Annotated in this window: 5 protein-coding genes; all 5 read left to right on the forward strand. The window is 55.6% G+C overall.

The window, feature by feature from the left end; all coding sequences use genetic code 11:
• The first annotated feature begins 85 nt into the window (after positions 1 to 85).
• A complete protein-coding gene (gene glpK, locus ACE99V_RS14520) occupies positions 86 to 1,561 on the forward strand; it encodes a glycerol kinase GlpK (RefSeq protein ID WP_400491933.1) in 1,476 nt (491 codons plus the stop codon).
• Positions 1,562 to 1,595: 34 nt separating this feature from the next.
• Entirely contained in the window at positions 1,596 to 3,212 is a 1,617-nt protein-coding gene (locus tag ACE99V_RS14525) for a glycerol-3-phosphate dehydrogenase/oxidase (protein WP_400491922.1), read from the forward strand.
• An 88-nt stretch (positions 3,213 to 3,300) separates the two neighbouring features.
• Positions 3,301 to 4,587, forward strand: a complete 1,287-nt coding sequence (locus ACE99V_RS14530) for an MFS transporter (protein ID WP_400491924.1) — start codon at positions 3,301 to 3,303, stop codon at positions 4,585 to 4,587.
• Between the two features lie 333 nt (positions 4,588 to 4,920).
• The gene (locus ACE99V_RS14535) at positions 4,921 to 5,910 is read left to right on the forward strand and encodes an ornithine cyclodeaminase family protein (RefSeq protein WP_400491926.1); all 990 of its coding nucleotides are present in this window, start codon (positions 4,921 to 4,923) and stop codon (positions 5,908 to 5,910) included.
• An 18-nt stretch (positions 5,911 to 5,928) separates the two neighbouring features.
• Positions 5,929 to 6,735, forward strand: coding sequence for a VOC family protein (locus tag ACE99V_RS14540; protein ID WP_400491928.1), 807 nt, complete (start codon positions 5,929 to 5,931; stop codon positions 6,733 to 6,735).
• Positions 6,736 to 7,041 lie beyond the last annotated feature (306 nt).

Genomic DNA, 7,041 nt, shown 5'->3' on the forward strand with positions numbered 1-7,041 from the left:
GTGGGAGACGTGGCGGCTTTTTTTGCCGATCTGGTCAAACCTTATAAAAATGAAGGAGAGAGGTAACTTGGGGAAACAGTATGTCATGGCCATAGACCAGGGTACGACCAGTTCACGGGCCATTCTCTTCAATCGGGAAGGAAACATTGTGAGGATCGCCCAAAAGGAGTTTACACAGATTTTCCCCAAGCCGGGCTGGGTGGAGCACGACGGGATGGAGATCTGGAGTTCCGTTGTCGGCGTCATCGGCGAAGTGCTGGCCAGCCACAACATCTCCGCCAGGGAAGTTGCAGCGATCGGGATCGCCAACCAGCGGGAGACGACAATGGTGTGGGACAAACACACGGGTTTGCCGGTTTACAACGCTATCGTCTGGCAGTCCCGTCAAACGGCAGAAATCTGCGAGCAGTTGAAAGGGAAAGGATTGAACGAACGGTTCCGCAGGAAAACCGGTCTCTTGATTGACGCCTACTTCTCCGGCACAAAAGTGAAGTGGATTCTCGACAACGTGGCAGGGGTGCGGGAGAGAGCAGAACGAGGCGACCTTTTGTTCGGCACCATGGATACATGGTTGATCTGGAAGCTGTCAGGCGGAAAGGCGCACGTCACCGATTATACCAATGCCTCGCGGACGCTCCTGTACAACATCTACGAACTGAAGTGGGACGACGAACTCCTCGAGCACCTGACCGTGCCGAAAACCATGCTGCCCGAAGTCCGCTCCAGCTCTGAGGTCTACGCGTACACGGAAGAGGACCTGTTCTTCGGCGAAGCGGTGCCGATTTCCGGGGCGGCTGGGGATCAGCAGGCGGCACTGTTCGGTCAGGCGTGCTTCGAAGAGGGCATGGCGAAGAACACGTATGGAACCGGCTGCTTCATGCTGATGAACACCGGTGAAAAAGCGGTTCGCTCCGAACACGGCCTCTTGACGACCATCGCCTGGGGCCTAGAGGGAAAAGTGGAGTACGCCCTGGAGGGAAGCATTTTCGTTGCGGGTTCCGCCATCCAGTGGCTGCGTGACGGACTGCGCATGCTGAAAAGCGCGTCCGACAGTGAGCGCTATGCGACGGCCGTGGAATCGTCCGATGGGGTCTATGTCGTGCCGGCCTTTGTGGGATTGGGCACACCGTATTGGGACAGCGATGTACGAGGCGCGATTTTCGGCCTGACGCGGGGAACGAGCAAGGAGCATTTTGTCCGCGCCACGCTGGAAGCGCTTGCGTACCAGACGAAAGACGTCCTGACGGCGATGGAAGCTGACTCCGGTATACGCTTGAAAAAACTGCGTGTGGACGGCGGCGCTGTGATGAACAATTTCCTCATGCAGTTCCAAAGCGACCTGCTGGGCGTTCCGGTTGACCGTCCGAAAGTAAACGAGACGACCGCTTTGGGCGCTGCCTATCTGGCCGGTCTTGCCATCGGCTTCTGGAAAGACAAACAGGAGATCGCCGACAACTGGGAAGTGGAACGCGCATTTGACGTTCAGATGGGCGACGAGCAGCGCGAAAGGCTCTACGCAGGCTGGAAAAAAGCAGTAACGGCGGCAATGGCCTTTACATAATCGGGAAGCTGTGATACTGACAGGAGTGATCACCATGAATCGTGAACAACAGATTGCCCGGCTGCAGAACCAACAACTCGATCTGCTGGTTGTCGGCGGAGGAATTACCGGAGCGGGCATTGCCCTGGACGCGCAGGTGCGTGGAATCCAAACAGGTCTCATGGAGATGCAGGACTTTGCGGCCGGTACCAGTTCTCGCTCAACCAAGCTGATTCACGGAGGCTTGCGATATCTGAAACAACTGGAATTCCGCCTGGTGGCCAAAGTGGGAAAAGAGCGCTCCATCGTATATGAAAACGCGCCCCATGTAACCCAACCGGAATGGATGCTGCTGCCGTTGATTGAAGGCGGCACCTACGGTCGGGTTTCCACGTCCCTCGGGCTTTACCTGTACGATCTGCTAGCCGGGGTCAAACGAAGCGAACGGCGGAAGATGCTGAACCGGGCGGCTACGCTGACAAAAGAGCCGCTTCTGCGCCGGGATAAGCTGAAGGCGGGCGGCTATTACGTGGAGTACAAAACAGACGACGCGCGCTTGACGCTGGAAACGATCAAGGAAGCGGCTGACAGAGGGGCGCTCGCGGTCAACTATGTCAAGGCGGAGGATTTTCTGTATAAAAACGGCAGGGCAATCGGCGTGCTCGCCAAGGATATGACCAATGGCCGTACCTTCGAGATTTTTGCCAAACAGATCATCAACGCGACCGGTCCCTGGGTGGATCAATTGCGGGAAAAGGACGGCTCGAAACAGGGGAAACAGCTGTACCATACCAAGGGGGTGCACATCGTCTTCGACCAGAAGCGCTTTCCGCTGAGGCAGGCGATCTATTTTGACACCCCGGACGGCCGGATGGCTTTTGCCATTCCACGGGGAAGGAAAACCTACGTGGGCACCACCGATACTCACTACACAGGAGATCTCGCCCATCCCGTCATGACGGCGGAAGACCGTGACTACCTGCTGGCGGCCATTGACTTCATGTTCCCTGATTTGGCGATCAAGGCGGAAGATATGGAAGCAAGCTGGGCCGGCATTCGCCCGTTGATTTACGAAGCAGGCAAATCGGCTTCCGAGATTTCGCGAAAAGACGAAATCTTTTTCTCGCCGACCGGCCTGATTAGCATCGCCGGGGGAAAACTGACCGGCTATCGCAAAATGGCCGAGAAAGTGGTCAACATCGCTGCCAAAAACCTCGGCGTATCTGCCAAATGCACGACAGACAAAATCGCGCTGTCTGGCGGGAAAGTGGGCGGGTCCAAAGGTTTTGCCGGATTTGTCCCAAAAAAGACGGCTGAAGGAATGGCGCTTGGTCTCTCACAAGAACAAGCGGAACGCCTCGTAAAACGGTACGGAGGGAACGCGGATCACCTGTTTGAGATCCTGCGGACACGGGGAAAAGAAGCGGCTGCCCATCAACTTTCGCTGGAGGTGTTTGCCTCGCTGGTCTACGGCATGGAAGCGGAGATGGTGGTGACGCCGGTTGATTACTTCCTGCGCCGCACCAGCAGCCTGTTGTTTGACCTCGGGTGGGCCAAACGCTGGAAGGAGCCCGTCCTCGCTTTCATGCAGGTGAAGTGCAAGTGGAGTCCGGATCAAGCTCGGCGTCATCGCCGCGAGTTGGAAAAAGAGATAGAGCAGATGCTCCCATAATCCCGTTCTTTACGTTTTTATATTGACTTTTCTGTTAAGTAAGCGTTAACATTTCGTAAAAATATGTAAATTTGATAAGGAGGATTTTATGGCTCAAGTGGCGGTTTCCAAACAAACCGGAACCAAAGCGTTGGTGGCCAGCCTGATCGGCAGCTCCATCGAATGGTTCGACTATTTTCTCTACGGGACAATGGCATCTTTGGTGTTTAACAAGTTGTTTTTCCCCAATACGGACCCCGTCGTAGGGTTACTGCTTTCATACCTGTCCTTTTCTCTGACTTTTTTCATTCGTCCATTGGGGGGAATCTTCTTCAGCCATATCGGTGACAAAATTGGCCGCAAAAAAACACTCGTGCTGACGCTCTCCCTGATGGGAACGGCAACCGTGCTGATCGGCTTGTTGCCGGACTATAGCACCATCGGCATCTGGGCCCCGATCCTGCTGTTTATCCTGCGTTTGATTCAGGGATTGGGGATCGGCGGCGAGTGGGGCGGCGCCCTGCTCTTGGCGGTGGAATACTCGGGCAAGAACGAGCGCGGTTTCTACGGCAGTGTACCGCAGATGGGCGTCACCATCGGGATGCTGCTCGGTACCCTCTCCGTCTCGTTGATGAGCCTGCTGCCGGAAGACCAATTCCTCTCCTGGGGCTGGCGCGTACCGTTTATTCTGAGTGCCATTCTCGTGTTTATCGGTCTGTGGATCCGCAATGGCATCGATGAAACCCCTGCGTTTCAGGAGGCGAAGCAAACCGGCCATATCGCCAAGGTTCCACTGGTCGACACGTTCCGTTACCACTGGAAGTCCGTGCTGATCGCGATTGGAGCCAAAGTGGTGGAAACAGGTCCGTTCTACATCTTCTCGACGTTCGTCATCGCATATGCCACAAAATATCTCGGCTATGACAAAGTGACAGCCCTCAATGCCGTCACCATGGCAACACTGGTTACCACCATCGTGATTCCGTTTATGGGCAAGTGGTCCGATAAAATTGGACGCAAGCCGCTATACATTGGCGGCACCATTGCGATGATGCTGTTTGCCTTCCCGTACTTTTACCTGCTTTCACTGAAATCGGCCGTGTGGCTCACCGTGGCGACCGTCATCGCTCTGGGTATTCTCTGGGCTCCTGTAACGGCCGTACTGGGAACACTGTTCTCGGAAATTTTCAGTACGCAGGTACGCTACACCGGTGTAACGGTCGGCTACCAGCTGGGCGCAGCGATTGCCGGAGGAACGGCTCCGCTGATTGCGACAGCCCTGCTGAGCGCCTACAACAACTCCTGGGTACCGGTGGCGCTGTACATCATCTTGACCGGTGTCATCTCGCTGATCGCGATTTCCGCTACCCGTGAAACCAAGGACGCCAACTTGTAAAGGTTTTCCGGAATCGCATGCATCGCCGCGTGCGATTCTTTTCTTTATCGTGTAGGAAAGTTTAAGGGCTTCACCGTGTGAAAGCGCCCTGAAATAAACTTTCCGGAACGCATAAAAAGTTTCCTCTAACGAAGAACCAGCTTCTTCGAGAGGGCTTCAATCGAAGCTTTTTTTATTGAAAAAATTCACTTCATAGCAGGAGTTAGGGGCACCGCCCGGCGAAGCAAATGGGGTCCCGCTCACATACCGGGCCCCACCCGACGCAGCGTAAGCTATAGTCGGGTGGGTGGAGCCTAGCTATGGCGGGTGGGTAAAAGAAAGGTGGGAGAGGGCATGCTGGTATTGTCCAGAGAGGAAATTCAAAAGCTGTATACAATGAAGGAGTGCCTGCAGGATGTGGAGGCGGCCTTTCGCTTTGCTGCCGAAGGCAAAACAGAGACTCCGGTTCGCACATCCGTTCCGCATGAGAAGCATGGAGCGACCACGCTCTACATGCCGTCGTACATTGAGGCGGTCGAGTATACGGCGGTTAAGGTGGTAAGTATCTTTCCCCACAACCAGGAGAAGGGGCTGCCTTCTTTGCAGGGGGTCACGCTGCTGACGGAAGCAAAGACCGGTCGGCACGTTGCGCTGATGGACGCTACCTATCTGACGGTGTTCCGTACGGGTGCGAGCAGCGGAGTTGCAACCAAGCTTCTGGCCAGGGAAGACGCGGACAGCTGCGCAGTGCTTGGGTGCGGAGCGCAGGCGGTGGGGCAGGTTCAAGCGGTGATGGAGGTGCGCGACATCAAGCGTCTTACTCTCTACAACCGGACGAAAGAACGAGCGTACAAATTGGCGGAAGAGATTCACACCCTCTATCCGGACTGGAAGGGATCCATAGAGATTGCATCAGACGCCAATCAGGCGGTGGACTCGGCTGACATCGTGGTCTGCAGCACGAAATCGACCGAACCGCTGTTTGACGGCGAACGTTTGCGGCCGGGCTCACACGTAAACGCAATCGGCGCGTATCAGCCGCACATGCAGGAGTTTGACGTGACTGCCTTGAAACGAAGCAGCAAGGTAGTGGTAGATACGCTGGAAGGGGCTTTACACGAGGCAGGCGATTTACTCATGCCCATCGAGCGGGGGGAATGGTCGATAGACCAACTGCACGCCGAGCTGGGTGACATTCTGTCGGGGCGCAAGCCGGGACGGGAGCGGGCTGAAGAGATTACACTCTACAAGTCGGTCGGCATCGCCTACCTGGACACGATGGTGGCGCGAGCCGTTTACGAAAAAGCCAAACAACTGGGCGCAGGCACACACGTACGCTTATGATGGCAAGGAGGAAAGGCAATGTCACTCGCTTTTGATCATCTCGTACATTTTTTGCGCAGATCCCCGCTGGAGGCGGCAGAGGAGATGCGCCGGATGGGTTTTCACGCGGTGGCGGGAGGACGCCACGAAGGCTGGGGGACGTACAATAGCCTCTGCTACTTTGATGTAAGCTACGTGGAATTTCTCGCTGTGGAACACTCGGAAACGGCAGAGCGCTCCGAAAACCCGCTGATTCAGCAGCTGGTTCGCGACCTTCCCCAAAGCGGAGAAGGACTGGGACAGATTGCGCTGCGAACGAGGGAAATCGAACGCCTGGCCGAACATTTGAAGCAAAACGGCTTGAACGTAATCGGTCCCGTACCGGGCAGCCGCCAGCGGGTGGATGGCTCCATCATTCGCTGGAGCATGTTGTTTGCCAAGAGTGATGACGTGCAGCATCCGCTGCCGTTTTTCATCCAGTGGGAGCAGAGCGACGAGGAGAGACGAATGGATTTGACCTCCCGCGACGTCATTGCCGCCCATCCCAACGGAGCACGGCGGATAGATCGGATCGCATGGGCCGTAGCTGACTTGGAGGATACGGCTGAACGCTGGCAGGAATGGTTCGGGCTCTGTGCCGGCGATCTCTATGAAGATCAGCGTCTGCAGGCAAGGTGCCGATTGCTTCATTGCCCCGGCGGAAACATTCTCCTGTGCAGCCCGCACGGTCAGGGCGTGACGGCTGAAGCATTGGCAAAGCGCGGGGAGCGGCCTTTCCTGGTGCGGCTGGCAGGTGCATCCTGTTCGGGGGAAGCAACGGTATTCGGAAGTAAGTATCAGTGGTAAAATGCTAAAAAGAGCCGAATGTTCGGCTTTTTTTAGTGTATAAGAATTTATCAATTTGGACATCCCATACAGCCGCTAGAAAAGTGTTCGGGGCCCCGCCCGGCGAAGAAGGGGACCCCACTCGGCACAGCGATAGCTAACGCCGAGTGGGTCGAGGATAGCTAGTTACTCCTGAAAAAATCGTTTTTTGGCAGAAGCATCTCATTGTGGTGAATCTCAGGGGGCTACCGTGTAACTGTATCCGTTAATCGTTGCTTATTTGGCCATTTGGGCTGCTCTTCTGAGGTTATGAGCCCAGATTCCGAA

The organism is Brevibacillus soli, from assembly GCF_044759095.2.
In the GTDB taxonomy this organism is placed as follows: Bacteria; Bacillota; Bacilli; order Brevibacillales; family Brevibacillaceae; genus JBIYSM02.

Bases quoted from the DNA above. Each gene is read 5' to 3' on its own strand.
- glpK (WP_400491933.1), top strand. From the start codon at position 86: ATGGCCATAGACCAGGGTACGACCAGTTCACGGGCCATTCTCTTCAAT.
- ACE99V_RS14525 (WP_400491922.1), top strand. From the start codon at position 1,596: ATGAATCGTGAACAACAGATTGCCCGGCTGCAGAACCAACAACTCGAT.
- ACE99V_RS14530 (WP_400491924.1), top strand. From the start codon at position 3,301: ATGGCTCAAGTGGCGGTTTCCAAACAAACCGGAACCAAAGCGTTGGTG.
- ACE99V_RS14535 (WP_400491926.1), top strand. From the start codon at position 4,921: ATGCTGGTATTGTCCAGAGAGGAAATTCAAAAGCTGTATACAATGAAG.
- ACE99V_RS14540 (WP_400491928.1), top strand. From the start codon at position 5,929: ATGTCACTCGCTTTTGATCATCTCGTACATTTTTTGCGCAGATCCCCG.